The sequence below is a fragment of the Paraburkholderia dipogonis genome (genome assembly GCF_046027395.1).
GTDB lineage: Bacteria > Pseudomonadota > Gammaproteobacteria > Burkholderiales > Burkholderiaceae > Paraburkholderia > Paraburkholderia dipogonis_A.
The window spans coordinates 42,042-55,101 of the sequence record NZ_JAQQEG010000006.1 but is presented as its reverse complement, the minus strand read 5'-3'; the positions used below and the strand labels follow the sequence as shown (position 1 = coordinate 55,101).

General features: G+C 59.0%; 9 protein-coding genes. 5 read left to right on the top strand and 4 right to left on the bottom strand.

Going from position 1 to position 13,060, the window contains the following annotated elements; translation table 11 throughout:
* Positions 1 to 3: 3 nt before the first annotated feature.
* Together PQR32_RS08025 and PQR32_RS08020 are read right to left on the bottom strand one after the other, a co-directional pair.
* On the bottom strand, positions 4 to 2,481 hold the full coding sequence (locus PQR32_RS08025; RefSeq protein ID WP_408224149.1) for an ATP-binding cassette domain-containing protein: 2,478 nt from the start codon (positions 2,479 to 2,481) through the stop codon (positions 4 to 6).
* 17 nt (positions 2,482 to 2,498) lie between these two features.
* Positions 2,499 to 3,722: a substrate-binding domain-containing protein gene (locus PQR32_RS08020; protein ID WP_408224146.1), complete on the bottom strand. Its 1,224-nt coding sequence runs from the start codon at positions 3,720 to 3,722 to the stop codon at positions 2,499 to 2,501.
* Between the two features lie 608 nt (positions 3,723 to 4,330).
* Between PQR32_RS08020 and PQR32_RS08015 the strand changes: the two genes are divergently transcribed.
* Complete coding sequence (locus PQR32_RS08015) at positions 4,331 to 4,615, top strand: DUF4148 domain-containing protein (RefSeq protein WP_408224143.1); 285 nt, start codon at positions 4,331 to 4,333, stop codon at positions 4,613 to 4,615.
* Positions 4,616 to 4,718: 103 nt separating this feature from the next.
* On the opposite strand, the gene PQR32_RS08010 is transcribed toward PQR32_RS08015, so the two are convergent.
* The gene (locus PQR32_RS08010) at positions 4,719 to 5,261 is read right to left on the bottom strand and encodes a MarR family winged helix-turn-helix transcriptional regulator (RefSeq protein WP_408224140.1); all 543 of its coding nucleotides are present in this window, start codon (positions 5,259 to 5,261) and stop codon (positions 4,719 to 4,721) included.
* Between the two features lie 433 nt (positions 5,262 to 5,694).
* Between PQR32_RS08010 and PQR32_RS08005 the strand changes: the two genes are divergently transcribed.
* From PQR32_RS08005 to PQR32_RS07990, 4 genes are all read left to right on the top strand, one after another.
* Positions 5,695 to 6,738 carry a 3-keto-5-aminohexanoate cleavage protein gene (locus tag PQR32_RS08005; RefSeq protein WP_459252003.1) on the top strand — a complete coding sequence of 348 codons (1,044 nt, stop codon included), beginning with the start codon at positions 5,695 to 5,697 and terminating at the stop codon, positions 6,736 to 6,738.
* Positions 6,739 to 7,165: 427 nt separating this feature from the next.
* Positions 7,166 to 8,209 (top strand): homogentisate 1,2-dioxygenase, encoded by a 1,044-nt coding sequence (locus PQR32_RS08000; RefSeq protein WP_408224137.1) that lies wholly within the window; start codon positions 7,166 to 7,168, stop codon positions 8,207 to 8,209.
* 63 nt (positions 8,210 to 8,272) lie between these two features.
* Positions 8,273 to 8,776: a nuclear transport factor 2 family protein gene (locus PQR32_RS07995; protein WP_408224633.1), complete on the top strand. Its 504-nt coding sequence runs from the start codon at positions 8,273 to 8,275 to the stop codon at positions 8,774 to 8,776.
* A 208-nt stretch (positions 8,777 to 8,984) separates the two neighbouring features.
* On the top strand, positions 8,985 to 10,094 hold the full coding sequence (locus PQR32_RS07990; RefSeq protein WP_408224134.1) for a Gfo/Idh/MocA family protein: 1,110 nt from the start codon (positions 8,985 to 8,987) through the stop codon (positions 10,092 to 10,094).
* Positions 10,095 to 10,114: 20 nt separating this feature from the next.
* Here the strand turns inward: PQR32_RS07990 and PQR32_RS07985 are convergent, their stop codons facing one another.
* Positions 10,115 to 12,853 (bottom strand): winged helix-turn-helix domain-containing protein, encoded by a 2,739-nt coding sequence (locus tag PQR32_RS07985; protein ID WP_408224131.1) that lies wholly within the window; start codon positions 12,851 to 12,853, stop codon positions 10,115 to 10,117.
* Positions 12,854 to 13,060: the final 207 nt, after the last annotated feature.

The window sequence follows — 13,060 nt, the reverse complement described above, 5'->3', positions numbered from 1 at the left end:
TTCTCATTTTGCCACCGCCATTTCTCTGCTCTTGGAATAGAGGGCGACAGATGCCAGGATCATCCCGCCCAACAGATACGACTGCCACGAATCTCCAATGTCCAGAAACGAGGTGACCACATTGACCTGGATGATGAGGAGGGCCCCAAGCAGGGACCCAACAAAGGACCCGCGTCCGCCGAACAGACTTGCCCCACCGATGACGACGGCGGCGATGCTCGCAAGTGTGTAGTTGATGCCCGCGCTCGGGTCGCCTGAACCGACCTGTGCCATCATCGGCACGGCGGCGATGCCTGCGAGGAGCGAGCAACCCACATACGCCGCAAGCAGCGTTAGATGCGGACGTACGCCCGCCATACGAGCCGCTTCGATCCGTGAGCCCACGCCACGAAACGTAAGACCAAGCCTTGTTTTGAATAGAGCGAACTCGAGCGCGACCGCGAGTACGACAGCGACGATCGCGATGATCGGTATAAATCCGGCCTGCAGACCAATCGTCTCGATCACCGAATCAGCGATAATGCCGCCCGGAACGGGGCGTAAAAGAAGGGAGACCGCCTGCAAGGCCATGTAAGTCGCCAGCGTCGCAACCATTGGGTGCAGTCGGAAGGGACCGACCAGTACCCAGTTCACTAGCCCGACAGCTATAGCGACCAGAAACACAATGACCCATCCTGACAACTGATGCCCCAAAGTGGATCCGTCGTTCAGGAAAAAAGACTGAATGACGACCATCAAGCCCATGAGAGGACCGACAGACAGGTCGATACCTCCAACTAACATAAGCGCCTGCTGTCCGTATGCGACGATGGCTAGCGTCGCTACCAGTGCCAACATCCCGCTCAAGTTTCGTGCGGACAGGTAGGTTTCGTTGACATGCGCTGCATAGATACCCAGAGCGCAGACGGCCAATGCAAGCATGACAAGAGGGGCCCAGTCTCCGGAAGCCCACTTCCAGAATCCCGGAATGCTTGCCGAACCTCTCTCGCGCTCGGTGGTCGCGGTAAGCACTGCGGACGTGATGTTGTTCTCGCCGACGTCCGCATCGCGCAGTTCTTTGACGATGTGCCCGCGAGAGAAAATCAACACACGGTCGCACAATCCCGCCACTTCCATTGCGTCCGAGGAGACGACGATGACAGCGGTCCCGGTTGCAGCGGCCTGGCGGAGCACTTTGTAAATCTCCATCCGGGCGCCGATATCGACGCCTTGGGTCGGTTCGTCGACCAGGAGGACTTCGGGTTTGCTTGCGAGGACGCTCGCCAGAACGAGCTTCTGCTGATTGCCCCCCGACAGTGAGCGGATTGGCGTCTCAACTGACGGCGTCTTGACTGCGAAACCTGCGACGGCCAGTTTGGTGCGCTTTGCTTCGCTTCTCTGGCTGATCCAGCCTTTGATGGAATCGAATGGAAGACTGCGGATCGAGAAGTTCTCGCGCACAGAGAGTTCACCGAAGATGCCTTCCCTGTGCCGGTCGCCAGGGAGGCAGCGAATGCCGGAAGCAGCGGCAGCCTGGGAATTCTGAAGTTTCGCCGGCTTTCCGTTCACATTCACGCTTCCACGGCTTCGGGCCAGGCCAGCAAGGGCGCGCATGAACTCGCGCTGTCCATTGCCGTCTATGCCGGCCAGGCCCACGATTTCTCCCTTCCGGACCTGAAGCGATATATCGGCGAACCCCGCACCGCGTAGCGACACGACCTCGAGAACCGTACCGACACGCCCATTGCCCGCTTTGGCCGGGAAATCCCGATCGAGCACACCCCCAACGATGAGTTCGACAATCTGCTGCTCGCTGAGGCCAGACGCGTCGTAGGTCCCTTGCCCTTGTCCGTCGCGAAGCACGGTAAGGCGATTAGCGATTTTCTGTACTTCGCGAATGCGGTGCGAGATATAGACGACCGAGCAGCCTGACGCAGTGACTTTACGAATGCGTTCAAAGAGACGGTCGACATCCTCTGCCAACAGATGTTCGGTTGGTTCATCCAGGACCAGAACCTTGGGCTTGGCGGCAAGTGCTTTTACGATCTCGACAATGAAGCGTTGTTCAGGATTCAAACTCAGCACGCGCTCGTTCGCATCAATCGCGACGTCGTCACTCCACTGCCGAAGGAGTTGATGGGCCCATTCGCTTGTTTGCATGAGCGACGGACGTTGCTCCGCAGGTACGCCGAGATAAAGATTCTCTGCGACGGTCAGATCGGGCATGAGAGCTGGTTCCTGTCGCACGATCGCCAATCCGAGCCGCCGCGCCTCGTCCGTGTCGCCCCTGGTTTCCACGCCGTCGATAACGACGCGCCCCTGTTCGGGAACGAGCGCGCCGGACGCAACCGCCATGAGGGTGGACTTGCCCGCGCCATTCTCGCCGACGAGACCGTGGACTTCGCCCGCAAGCACGGAGAACGTGACGTTGTCGAGCGCCCGCACGCCGGGGAAGACTTTCGTGACGCCGTCAATCTGAAGCAATGTGTTCTGGTCGTTCATGATTGGATCTCGGGCTATTACTGCTCAAACACTGCCTTGAGCTTTTCAGGGGAGAGAGCGGAGGACAGGTCGGCGTCAGGCGGCGCGCCTGGGTCGCACTTGGGGTCGAGGCCTTTGCCGCTGTCGGCGTATGCGGAAGGAAGGACTGCGGGCGACTCGTTGTCGGTCGTGCCCTGATAGGCCGCTACCCCATGTCGCACTGCAAAGCGCACGTATGTCGTCGTGCCGTCGAGCGTGTAGTAGGGGAAGGCGGTGCCAGACTTTCTCGCCGACAGGTAATGGCAGTTCAGCTCGTTATTGCTTGCGATCGTTACGATGGCAGGCACCGGAAGATGTGCCTGTTCGAATGCTTTCGCTGCTGCGAGGGCGGTCACTCCATAGTCCGTGACGATGGCGTTAATCTGCGGGTACTGAGCAATGAGGCCCGCCGTGGCTTTTTGCGCATCGACCGGGTTCCAGTTCGTAACGACGAACTGTTCGTTTAACAGTTTCAGGTTCGGGTATTTCTTGAGACCGCCCTTCAGGCCGTCCATGAAATTCTGGGACCCCGCAGCGCCGGGCGAGCCCCCCAGGAACACCACGTTTCCTTTCTTGAGGGTCGTTCCGAGCCAATCGGCCCAAAGAACGCCAACCTGCTTTGTATCGCCAACTACGTTGATGACATAGTCGCGTCCAGTCACACCGGAGATCTGTGCCGAATACGGTACGACCGCTACGCCGGCTTTCATGGCCGCTCGCATGGCCGGGAGTTGCACGGCACCAAAATCCGGCAGCATGATGAGGACGTTGACCCCCTGTGCGACCATGCTGTTGATGTCCGAGTTCGCCTTCTGTGGGTCACCGTTGGCATTGCTGTAGATGATCCGCTTGACGTTCTTGCAACGGCTTAGCTCGTCCTTGACCTCGGCAAGGCCGGTTTTGCGCCAGGTATTGCCGCCGTATCCATCAGACACGCCAACAATCATCGGTTTTGTACCGCAGAGCGGGGTGATGTCGCCTTGGCGGTTCGTGAGGGAGTCGTCCGCCGCATGCGCTGCTGTGCAGATCAGACCTGCTGAAACGAACAGTCCGATCTTGCGAAGAAAATGTTGGATTACTTTCTTACGCGAGTGGGCTTCCCCGGCCGACACGGCAATGAGGTCTGCGACGCCGTCCTGATTAGTAGGCGACCTGTCGTTCACAAGAAACTGGTTCTGTATTTTTGGCGCAGCAGCTTGCCGGACTTGAAACTTGTCGAACATGACGATCCTCGATGTAGGTGATGAAGCCGGGTTCCGAATGAGTTGAGAGACATCAACGTGGCGGATCGTGCCGCTTTCACTGTTGTGGTGAGTCTGTGTGCTGCGCACGTCATCCTCCTTATGTCATGAACTACGTACTCCTTTGTTATTTGTATGATGGAGGTACTGCATTTAGCCTCTATCGGGCACAGAGAAGAGGGCGTGTTTGTGTCGTCCAGGTCTCGACCGCTGTGCGACATGATTTTGTGTGAAATCATGCAACACAAAATCGATTGATATCGAATAATGTGTTTCGGCACGAACAAAGTCAAGAATCCTGGGGAATCTCCCTAGCCAAGGGTTTGCGCATGCTTTGAAAACAGCGATGTGGATGCAGCGATGTGCCTGGAAGGGGCGTGCTGCAAGATCGAAGTCTCACGAAAGGACACGATCGTTTCTGTATACAAATATCAAAAGTGGTGGACTCGCTTTTGATTGTGGACGCCGATGCAACGGTGAATTGGCGAAAGTGGTACTTACCCTAAGTGCCTCTCCCTCTTAGACTCTTTTCAGCCGTGGCAGAAAACCGGTCTTGTCATGCCACTAACTAATCCGAGAGGTACGAAGCCATGAAGTCGTTCACCCAGGTTGTTCTCGTTGCGGCGCTTGCCGTTGCTCCCGTTGCGTCGTTCGCACAGTCAAGTCCGTCGCCGAGCCGTGCGCAAGTGCGTGCCGAGTTGGAACAGCTCGAGAAAGCGGGTTACAACCCGCGCGATTGGGTTCATTACCCGGAAAATATCCAGGCTGCCGAAGCGAAAGTCGCGGCACAGAACGCCGCAGCGCAAGGTGCGGTATCCGCCTATGGTGGCGATGTGGACGGAACGTCTCGTTCGGGGCGAGCAGACGGCCTCTAACAGGAGGCAGTGTCGGAACTGAGGCGGCGAAGCCTCAGTTCCGGGATTCCACGTTTCGTGGCCGTTTGGTCGCTGGCTGCGCCGCTTGCCAGGCAGGAGCGCGTCAGTCCACCACCGTGTCCTCATTGGACTTTTCGGAGAGGTTTTGCGCGATCTTGTGCAACACCTTCCAGAACGTGAGCATCTCTTCAGGGTCCACCCCGTCAAACGAGCCGGAAATCATCCCGACGATTTCCGGCATCAATTCGTCCACCAGACGCCTGCCGTCGTCGGTGAGACTGACGGAGTACTTGCGCCGATCCTTTGGATCGCGCGTTCTTTTCAAAAAGCCCCGCCTTTCCATGCTGTCCAACGCAGGCACCGCAGTCGTCGAAGCGATTCCCACGCGTTTGCTCAGTTCCAGCTGATTCAGTTCACCGCCTTCGGCGAGCACGCGCAAGTAGTACCAATGCGCGATGGACACTTTCTCCCGGTCCAGGATCTTCTGCGCCTCGACGTCGTATAGACGATGCAGCGTCCGTGTCATCCACGGAACGGTTCTGCCCCGATCGTCGAAGATCTCGGGCGGTACCTGTTCCGTTGAGCCGCAACGCGACTCGATGGTATCCAGGGACATATCGATTGCGGTGGTGTGCGACGTAACCATTCGCTCGTTCCTCGACATCTAGACGTTACCTGGTGAGCCGGGTCACCCAAACAACGGCGTCAGCGCCAGCCGACTTCCAGGGGATTCCCTGGTGCCCTTGACTTTATTTATTCCGAAACGCATCATTCGATATAAATCGATTTTGCTTGGAATTATCTTAGCACAGATGATCCGGTTGCAAGGTCGGTAGATGTTCTGCGTGTTATGGCACTGTGTTTCGAACAGGAAACCGGCCTCCGCGCAGGAAAGAGGACTGCTAACAAATGGATCCCGCTGGAGATAGCACTCCGCTGACAAAGCTGCGCAACGGGCGAGACAGGTACTTGCTTTCGGTGTCTCTCGCACGTTTCGAGCGCGACGGTCGAGGAGCAGGTTTTGCACCTGGTCCTGCTTCGAAAGCCAACTCGAATTGTCAGTGAGGCGCAAATGTTCCATGAGGCGCCAGCCCCGTCGGGACGCTTGTTGCCAGTCTGATTGCCGTTGGTTCGGAACCGCCCGAGCCGTTACTTCACTACCTGAGTCGAGGATCACCATGATCGAAAAACTGCCACTTTGGGAAGCTGCCAAGCGTGAAATGGAGGAGTACCAGTTTCTCGCTGGCCCTGAACTGCAGCCCAAATGGGACGTTCCCGAAAAGATCGCGATCAACGCGGCGGTATCCGGGCGCTTTGAATCGAGCACGTCGTTCGAGGAATACGTGGACGCAGCGTCCGCCGTCATCGAGGCCGGTGCATGCGGCGTTCACATCGACTTTTCGTGGATGACGGATGCGCAAGGCCGACGCATGGACCGGGACATTCCGCCAGTCGAAGCCTATTCGGCAGTTCTGGAGCCGCTGCGTGCCCGTTTTGGTAACGACTTCGTCCCGAACCTGAACGTGCTCCACGGAACGACATTCGATATGTGTATGAGTCCGGCGCGCGAGGGGCTGACCGAGGTTGCACCGTGCGCTCCCGGCCATCCGGAAGCCTTCATGGTGCCGGCAATCGAGGCGCTCGAGGCTGCTGGTGTCAAACCGGAACTTGCAATCCATAGCTCCGGAGAGATTGAACTCGCGAAACGAAAGCTCATTGACACGGGCATTCTCAAGAAGCCGTACAACTGGCTGCTTCTGTATGGGCTGCCGTTCAACGTTGGCCGCACCTTGGTTTCGGGTACGTGGGTCAGCAACGCCCAGGACATGACACGTCACATGTTCCTGATGGTCGACCAGATTCGTCAGATCGATCCGACTTCGGTGATCAGCGTCTGCGCAGCCGGTCGCGCAAGTCTGTACATGACGACGCTCGCCACGATGATGGGGTTGCACATCCGGATCGGTACGGAAGACACGCCCTGGAAGTACCCGAACAGCGACGTGCGTCTCAAGGACAACCTCGAGATGTTCAACATGGCACGTGACATCGCGGGCCTGCTCGGGCGCACTCCGGCAACTGCGAACGAATACCGGGCGCTGGTCGGCAAGCCGGCGCGCTAAGGCGTAGGCGAGTGGCGCCGTCCTTGCGGCGCCACTCGCGATATTGCTTCACCGAACCAGATGACGCGGTGCTGAACTTCCGGCAACTGGAACGTAGGACGCGAACGGATCGAGGGGAATAGGGGTGCTGCGCATTCTCAGTACGATGGCGTCCGCATCCGGGTTCGCCTAAAGTGTTTTACGACATATGCCTTTCGCGAAGAGTCGGGAGGCGTGCGTCGGTGACGAGCTGTGCAGTCGCAGTTGCGCACGCGCTGAGTTTGGCAAGTTGTCGATAGCGAAGCCGATCCCGCATCGGATAGATTGCAGAAAGACACGAGTTGTTTGCAGGCAGTTGAACAGCACTTCCAGGACGGAGACGACGCGCGCCTGGACGCCCGATGGGCCGCGCCAGTCGTGAGCGTTCGATAACCAAGGAGAGTGACAAATGACTGATAAGACGAATGGTGGTGCGCCTCCTGTACAACTGTGGACCCGGGACGGGTTCATGGGTGCACTGTCGGTCGTGACCCGGTCGACATACGCGCCAGACTATGTTTCCGTGGAAGGTCCGCACGCTCCGCGACGAGCAGTCCTTGATCGACTGACGCCCGACGACCAGGACGACGCGCAAGCTCTCCCGACGACCGTGGCCACATCCAGACTCGGCGTCAAGCTGCTTGTGTCCGGTCGGCGCAAGCCAATGCCGTACGTGGTTCGAAATGTCGAAGCGGACGAGATCCATTTCATTCAATCGGGTAACGTCAAATTCGAAACCGATGTTGGATCTCTCACGGCCGGGGAGGGCGACTTCGTTTGCATTCCGAAAGCAATAGCGTACCGGTATGGACCGACCGGAGAAGCCATGCGCAGCGTCATTGTCGAGAGTCCATCGGCACTTAAGCTCTCGCCTCCAGCGCCGACAGGAATGATCAACGTAGCGCGGGATGTGACCTACGCCAAGGTTGGTCCCGACATTCCCGCGGGCGGTCCGACGAAACTGGTGTTGAAGAGTTCCGATGGAGAGAACACGGTATTCACCATGCCGCACGACCCGCTCTCTCTCGGCTTGCAGTTGTCGGAGTCCGTTCCGGTATGGAAGTTAAACCTGACCGCGATTCAGGTTCTCACCTATTTGCCGGATGGCGGCCCTCCGAGTCAGTTCCTGTCGTCCAGTACCGGTGATGTTCTGATGTTCAACCTCAGTTCGCGCACCTCGAGCCGGCCGCCGATTCACATCAATGCGGACTTTGATGAAGTGATCTGTTATGTGCGAGGCCCCGGTGCCTGGGGAGGGTGCTCGGAGCCAGGAACATTGACGTGGGTGCCAAAGGGCGTCATTCACCACGGACCCTCCGAGGACGTTCCAGAGACCTATCAGGCATGGTTGCTGGAAACGCGCGCAACGCTTCGGTGGACGCCTGAAGCGATCGCTGCGTCACAGTTGATGGAGACGGGCGAATATGGACCTCATCCCAGTGCTGGCCAATGAGTCGGTTGGTTGCGCGGACTCGCATTGCCATAGGTAAGTCAAAACAGGAGACATAAATTGGATATGCGGCTTCAACAGTTTCTGGACGAGGCGGAAATCAAGCGCGTCCATATCCGGTACTGCCGGGGCATTGACCGGATGGATTGGGATCTCGTTCGGTCGTGCTATCACCCGGACGCGATCGATCGCCATGGGGCCTACAACGGTGACGTTGAAGGATTCATCGAATGGGCTGCGGAGTTACTCCCGGCCTTTGAATGCACGCAACATTTCACCGGCAATCAGTACGTCCAGGTCGATGGCGACGTGGCGTACGCGGAGCACTATGCGCAGGCATTCCACCGGACGAAGCCTGACAGCGACAAACCATCAATGGACTGGGTCGTGAATGTCCGCTACGTCGACCGGATGGAACGGCGAAATGGGGAATGGCGTATTGCGGATCGGGTTGTTGTGCTTGACTCCCAGCGTTCGGATCCGGTCCCCGGCGGCCTGGCGCCACTGGAGAATTCCAACGTTGGGCGGCGCGATAAGGATGATCCGTCCTACAGGTATGGGCTCGTATGAATTGAAAGCCCTGTTTCGGCGGTGCGGTCCGGCAAAGCCGCTTGACCGATATCTTTTCTTGAGCGTGAGCGGCCTTGCCTGTGATGCAAATGGAACGTCGATGTCCGGACGATGCGAGGGTCTGGCTTTCATGGGGTCGTGAGTCCGGGTTATCTCTGACGGTTCCGGGCGCTCGGTACGGCAGTCACTTTTTGGTTTCGAGGAAGCAATGGAAAAACGTTTTCGTGTGGGCATTGTCGGATTGAGCGCCGAGCGCGGCTGGGCTACCACGGCCCATATTCCGGCCTTGCGCGCGCTGTCTGACGTGTTTGAATTAGCCGGAGTGGCAAACACCAGCCTGGCGAGTGCGCAGGCCGCCGGCGCTGCTTTTGGCATTCCGCGTGCCTTCGAGAACGTGGCGGAGCTCGTCGCGTCTCCAGACATCGATGTCGTCGTTGTAACGGTAAAGGTTCCATACCATAGGGAAGTGGTTGCCGCAGCGCTCGAGGCCGGAAAAAGTGTTTACTGTGAATGGCCGCTTGGTAACGGAATTGACGAAGCTACCGAGCTTGCCGAGCTCGCGAAAAAGAAGGGAGTGCTGGCCGTTGCTGGAACGCAAGCGATTGCGTCACCTGAGGTGGAGTTCGTGCGCAAGCTTGTCACCGACGGGTACGTCGGAGACGTCCTGTCTTCGACCTACATCGGCGCCGGGTTTAGCTGGGGCGAGGCGATTCCGCGTGGCGACGCTTATGCCATGGACTCGAAGAACGGCGCGACTCTGCTTTCGGTGATCGGTGGACATGCCATTGCGGCCGTGCAACGCGTACTCGGCCCGCTCCAGGAGGTTGATGCCGTACTGTCGCGGCGGCGGCAAACCGTGAGCATCGCCGAAACAGGTGAAAGCGTCCCGATGAATACGCCTGATCATGTGATGATCAACTCGGTGCTTGCGTCAGGCGTACCTCTGTCGTTGCAGCTTCGTGGTGGATTGCCGCGCGGAACCCGCTTGTTGTGGGAAATCAACGGAACCGAAGGGGATCTGCGCATCACCGCCATTGTTGAACAGGCGCCCGTGGTGAACATTTCTCCCTTGCGCGTGGAAGCCGGCCGCAAAGGACAGGACGGTTACCACGAACTCGAGGTTCCGCAATCGTATTACTTCGGTCTTGACGACGAAGTTACTGGCCGGAATGTCGCAGGAATTTACAGGTTGATGGCAAACGATCTGCGTTTCGGAACCCACACTGCGCCCAACTTCGACGACGCGCTCGCACTCCACAAGGTGCTTGACGCAATCGAGCAATCCGATGAAACAGGTCGACGGGTACGAGTCGGCTGATCGGCCCCTCGGCATACGGTCTAGTAAGGACCCACGAGACCGAGGTCCCGCGCGCGTGCAACGGCTTGAGCTCGCTTATCGACGCCGAGTTTCATGAAGATGCTCTTCATATGGGATTTGACGGTTTCAGCGCCAATTCCAAGCGTATTCGCGATTTCCTTGTTCGACTGTCCTCGGGCAATCAGGTCGACGATTTCGCGCTCCCTTGAGCTCAGCGACCCGCGCTCCGTGTCGCGCTGACGGTTGCCGCCGGGCTGATAGAGTATCTGCCAGCCATGAAGCAGATGATTGGCGTAGGCGATCAGCTCGTCCGTTTGCGCCGTGTGCCGCGCGTCTTCGCACACGGCGTGCAGCAGGTCTCCGATGTCCGGACCCACGTCGAGAATGGATTGATACACACCTGCGGGCTCGGCGGCTTTCAGGACTTCGCGGAAGGCCTCGATCGCGCGGCTGCGTTCGTTCGCTGCCAGCCAGACGAGCGCGAGCATGGTTCGCAAACGTATCGCGAGGAAAGCCCCATGTCGTCGTTCGGCGCTCTGCAGCGCGGTGCTCAGCGCCGTAGTGGCCTCTTCGGTCCGGTGCTGGGCCGCGGCGACAGAGGCCGCCCCCAGCGCGCGATAGTCCTCGATCTCGAGCGAGATGGAGCGCGAAGGATGGGCGTGGGAGCGCGCCACCTGATCGAGTTGCGCAACGCACGCAGCCGCCTCGACCGTCCTGCCTTCCACAAGATAGAGGCGTATGCGTTCGACCAGGGCGGCGGCGGTCATGCGTTCCCATCCACGTGCACGAGCCAACGCCTGCGCGCGATCGAGCAACGCATGCGCCTGCCTCATGTCCGAACGCGCGACTGCGATTCGGATGAGGACGCGATAGGCAATCAACACGCTATCGAGCAAGACCGCAACGTCGATAACAGGCATCAATCCGGCAACCAGCGTCTCAGCCTCGTCCAGCCGGCCGTGTTCGTACCAGATTTGCCCGATCATCGGTGCGCACAGCGCCACCGAGATCGAATCGGGACCGGCATCGCGTTCGGCCAGCCGCATCGATTCCGTGAAATACCGTTCGGCAAGCTCGAAGTGCAACTGTTGCATCTCCGCATGTCCCAGCAGACATAGCCGGTAGACGGAAGAATAGAGGTTGCGTTGATTTTCTTCGAGCGAATAGGACATCCACGGCGTTGCGTAAAGCGCTTCGAGGTTGCCGGCCTTCCAGTGCGCGAAGCGCACGACGTTGGATGCCACATTGGTGGTCCAGATATTGGCGGACGGCCGCTCGAGGCATGGCTCAGCGATAGCGAGCGCCGCCTCAGGATCGTCCTTCAGCGCCGCGACGACTGAGCGGATCGCCTGGCATTCCCAACGGATGTCTTCGGGTTCAGCACCAGTGTGGGACGGGATATCACGTTCGACCGCATCCAGCATCGCGAGCGCCTCGTCGAAATGCAATGCGAGCGCCATTCCCCAGGCGATCGCCAGCGTAACCCTCACCTGTGCACCGGTCAGACCCACGGGAAAGCGGCGCTGCAAACCGAGCAGCGTGAGCAGATCGCCTTTTTTGACCAGCGCCATCGCGCACTGTTCCATGAGACGAATGGCGTTATCCGTGGTGCCCGCGGCGATTGCATGTTTGACAGCCTCCGTCCACAGCTCCTGAGCGCCATACCACCCGGACGCGCGGCAATGCAGTTCCGCCACCTCGTCGGCATGCTGTGCGTCGAGCTTCGCCCGTAGATACTCGCCCATCAGATGGTGATAGCGGAACCATTGCCCGTCGCAGTCGAGCGCTTGCAACAGCATCTGGCCCTCGGCGATGTCGTCCAGCATGCGCTGGCTCGTGCGCAGGCCCGTTACCGCCTCGCAGAGCGGCGCGCTCAATCGATCGAGTATCGACGTGCGCAGCATGAACCCGACTATTTCGGCTGGCAACCGCTCGAACATGTGTTCGATATAGGCGGCGAATGGCCGCGACGTGCCAGACGGTGCAGTCCGCTCCTGAGCCCCCTGGCATTCCTTGCGCGACAGCAGCGACATCGAGATGCGCAACGCCGCAGCCCAACCCTCTGTGTTCGCAAAAAGCGTCTCGATGCGTGAAGCGTTCAGCACGCCGGGCAATGCGTGTTCGATGAAGCGCCTCGTTTCGTCGAAGTCGAAACGTAACGCCGACGCATCGATTTCCAGCAGATCGTCTCCTGCTCTCATCCTCGCAAGCGGCAACGATGGATCGGTGCGACTGCAGAGAACCACATGCACATTTTGCGGCGCCTTTTCAACAAAGAACGACATCGCGTCGTGTATTGCCGGAAGGCTAATCAGGTGATAGTCATCGAGAAACAGGACGACCTCGTCGTCGACTTCGACAAGCTCGTTGATCAGTGTGGAAACGATGGCGTGCAGAGGGACGAACGCGGCGTCGGCAGTCAGGCTGATCGCCGCCGCGCCGACATTGCCGCAGGCGTGCCACAACGCATGCGCCAGATAATTAAGGAAGCGTGCGGGTTCGTCGTCTTCTGTGTCGAGCGACAGCCACGCCACCCGTGCACCGTTCGCGCGCAGCCGGTCGAGCCAGATGAGCGCCAGCGAAGTCTTGCCGAATCCGGCGGGCGCCCTGATTACGGTGAGACGTTTGCTCGCGGCGCGCTCGGACAGACCGACGAGCTGCGGACGAACGATCAAACCCACCGGCAGACGCGGCGGAACGACCTTCGTTGCAAGGAAAAGATGCGGCCCAACCGTGGACGTTTCTCCAACCACACGCATTTTTCAGTCACTTTGTTATTGAGGTGGCCGTGCTGCTTGCCGGCATCCCCCATCTATTGAAGCGTATCCCCCGTGTCGGGGGATGGCGGGCATCTCCCCTGTATGGGGGATGGTGGGCCACGCGACGCCAGGAGATCATGCATGCACCGGGTTCGGATCGAAGCGCGCCCTTGGAGAAGGGCAGCGCGCTTGTCGGTCACGTTCGGG

What these genes read in the sequence shown, in the direction of transcription:
- PQR32_RS08025 (WP_408224149.1), bottom strand. Translation starts at nt 2,481, where the DNA reads ATGAACGACCAGAACACATTGCTTCAGATTGACGGCGTCACGAAAGTC.
- PQR32_RS07995 (WP_408224633.1), top strand. Translation starts at nt 8,273, where the DNA reads ATGCGGCTTCAACAGTTTCTGGACGAGGCGGAAATCAAGCGCGTCCAT.
- PQR32_RS08010 (WP_408224140.1), bottom strand. Translation starts at nt 5,261, where the DNA reads ATGGTTACGTCGCACACCACCGCAATCGATATGTCCCTGGATACCATC.
- PQR32_RS08000 (WP_408224137.1), top strand. Translation starts at nt 7,166, where the DNA reads ATGACTGATAAGACGAATGGTGGTGCGCCTCCTGTACAACTGTGGACC.
- PQR32_RS07985 (WP_408224131.1), bottom strand. Translation starts at nt 12,853, where the DNA reads ATGCGTGTGGTTGGAGAAACGTCCACGGTTGGGCCGCATCTTTTCCTT.
- PQR32_RS08005 (WP_459252003.1), top strand. Translation starts at nt 5,695, where the DNA reads ATGAGGCGCCAGCCCCGTCGGGACGCTTGTTGCCAGTCTGATTGCCGT.
- PQR32_RS07990 (WP_408224134.1), top strand. Translation starts at nt 8,985, where the DNA reads ATGGAAAAACGTTTTCGTGTGGGCATTGTCGGATTGAGCGCCGAGCGC.
- PQR32_RS08020 (WP_408224146.1), bottom strand. Translation starts at nt 3,722, where the DNA reads ATGTTCGACAAGTTTCAAGTCCGGCAAGCTGCTGCGCCAAAAATACAG.
- PQR32_RS08015 (WP_408224143.1), top strand. Translation starts at nt 4,331, where the DNA reads ATGAAGTCGTTCACCCAGGTTGTTCTCGTTGCGGCGCTTGCCGTTGCT.